3 protein-coding genes are annotated in these 2,136 nt (G+C 64.1%); 2 read left to right on the top strand and 1 reads right to left on the bottom strand.

From position 1 onward, the window contains the following. Positions 1-425, top strand: a 425-nt coding sequence (locus ACE3S9_RS18940; RefSeq protein WP_374548030.1) for a GtrA family protein, incomplete at its 5' end; no start/stop codon positions are given. A 253-nt stretch (positions 426-678) separates the two neighbouring features. Next, positions 679-1,164, top strand: a complete 486-nt coding sequence (locus tag ACE3S9_RS18945) for a Dps family protein (protein WP_374548031.1) — start codon at positions 679-681, stop codon at positions 1,162-1,164. A 35-nt stretch (positions 1,165-1,199) separates the two neighbouring features. Here the strand turns inward: ACE3S9_RS18945 and ACE3S9_RS18950 are convergent. Further along, a partial coding sequence (locus ACE3S9_RS18950; protein ID WP_374548033.1) for a DUF3422 family protein occupies positions 1,200-2,136 on the bottom strand: 937 nt, incomplete at its 5' end.

Here is a 2,136-nt window from a genome sequence, read left to right on the forward strand (position 1 = left end):
TTCTCGGCTTGCTGATGAACAAGGCGAGCGGCGGCCGCATTCCTGTCCGCTTCATCTTTTTCGCCTTGGTCGGTCTCAGCGGCGTCGCGATCCACCTTCTGACCGTCAATCTCGCTTTGCTCGTTCCCGGCATGACCTTCACCGTGGCGCAGAGCATCGCGGTCGTGGTCGCGATGACGACCAATTTCTACATCAACAACGCCATCACCTATCGTGACGCCAAGCTGAAGGGCTTTGGGCCGATCCTGCGCGGCCTGCTCTATTTCTACGCCGTCTGCGCCTTCGGCGCCGTGGCCAATGTCGGCGTCGCCGCCTGGCTCTATAATATCGACCATGTGGTCTGGGTTTCGGCCCTCGCCGGCGTCATCATGGGCTCGGTGTGGAACTATACGCTCAGCTCGCTGTTCGTCTGGCGTAAGGACTGAGCCTGAGCCTGATCGGAAAAATCGATCAAAAAATCATCTTTTATTGGTTGGATGTGTTTTTCCCTCGCATGCCATAAGGGCTTGAGCTTGGGGCGGCGGGACGCGGCGATCGCGTCCGTCCTTCGCCCAGGCTTCGGGCCGCTCCGGTTGCAACCGGCGCCCGAATTGCGGCGTTGAGAAGAGCGCGCCGGCTTGTCCGGGCGCGCCTCTTCGGACAGGCGGCTCGGCCGCCTTTCGAAAGCGAGGGATCAAAATGTCCAAGAAATCCGCCCCGATCAATATCGGCATTCCGGAAATGCAGCGCGCCAAGATCGCCGACGGCCTGTCGCATCTGCTGGCCGATTCCTACACGCTCTATCTGATGACCCACAATTTCCACTGGAACGTGACCGGACCGATGTTCAACACGCTCCATCTGATGTTCATGCAGCAATATACCGAGCAATGGACCGCGCTCGACCTGATCGCGGAACGCGTCCGCGCGCTCGGCTTCCCGGCGCCGGGCACCTACAAGGAATTCGTCAAGCTCGCCTCGATCAAGGAGGTCGACGGCGTTCCGAAGGCGCTCGACATGGTGCGCACGCTGGTCGAGGCGCAGGAAGCCACCGCGCGGACCGCGCGCGACCTGTTCCCGCTGGTCGACGAGGCCAATGACCAGCCGACCGCCGATCTGCTCACCCAGCGCATCGACGTGCACGAGAAAACGGCGTGGATGCTGCGCAGCCTGCTCGAAGAATAAGGATCGCTTACGGGCCGGGGGACGACAGCCCCCGGCTATTCCGCATTGTGCTTGCGGCGGATGCGCCAGACCGTCCAGGCGACGAAGGCGACGATGAAGGGGATCAAGATCGCGGTGTCCATGCTCGGCTCGACATGGAGGCCGGCCTCCTTGGCGCCTTCCAGCAGATGATGGACCACGCTGGCGATATAATAAGTGATGGCGGCGATGGAGAGGCCCTCGACCGTCTGCTGCAAGCGTAACTGCAATTGCACGCGCTCGCCCATCTGGCGCAGCAGATCGCCGTTCTGCGCCTCCACTTCCGTATCGACCCGCGTGCGCAGCAATTGCGCGGCGCGGGCGAGTTTGCGCGACAGATCGGCCTGGCGCGCCTCGGTATTGGCGCAGGTGCGGATGGCCGGCTGCAGGCGGCGGGTCAGAAAGCCGTCCCAGCTCGGATAATCGGGCAAGGGCGTTTCGTTGATCGCCTCCAGCCGCGAGCGCACCAGATCGTCATAGGCGCGCGTCGCGCCGAAACGATAGAGGCTGGCCGCGGCGCCGACCTCGAGTTCGGCGGCGAGCGAGCTCAGCTCGTCGAGCAATTTGCGGTTCTGCTCGACGCCCTGCGAATGCGCCATGGCTTCGAGCACGCGGGGCAATTCCTGTTCAATGCGCCGGATCGAAGGCGCGAGTCTTTGCGCCTCGGGCAGGCCCATCAGCGCGAGCGTGCGATAGGTTTCGATTTCCAGCACCCTTTGCGCCAGCCGGCCGGCGGCCATGGCCGGCATGGAGCGGTTGGCGATCAGGATCCGCACGAAGCCGAACGTGTCCGGCGCGAAATCGGTCGCGATCAGGGCGCGGCCCGCATTGGCCTCGCAGACGGCCATTTGCAGCGGGCCGAAAATGGCGCCGAGCGAGGCGGCGTCGCAGTCGCCGGCCAGCATGTGAAGGTCGGCGGCGACCAGCAGCGGCCCGGGCTGGGGCAGCAGCCGC

This window comes from Rhodoblastus sp. (assembly GCF_041915505.1).
Lineage (GTDB): Bacteria > Pseudomonadota > Alphaproteobacteria > Rhizobiales > Beijerinckiaceae > Rhodoblastus.

What these genes read in the sequence shown, in the direction of transcription:
- ACE3S9_RS18945 (WP_374548031.1), top strand. Translation starts at nt 679, where the DNA reads ATGTCCAAGAAATCCGCCCCGATCAATATCGGCATTCCGGAAATGCAG.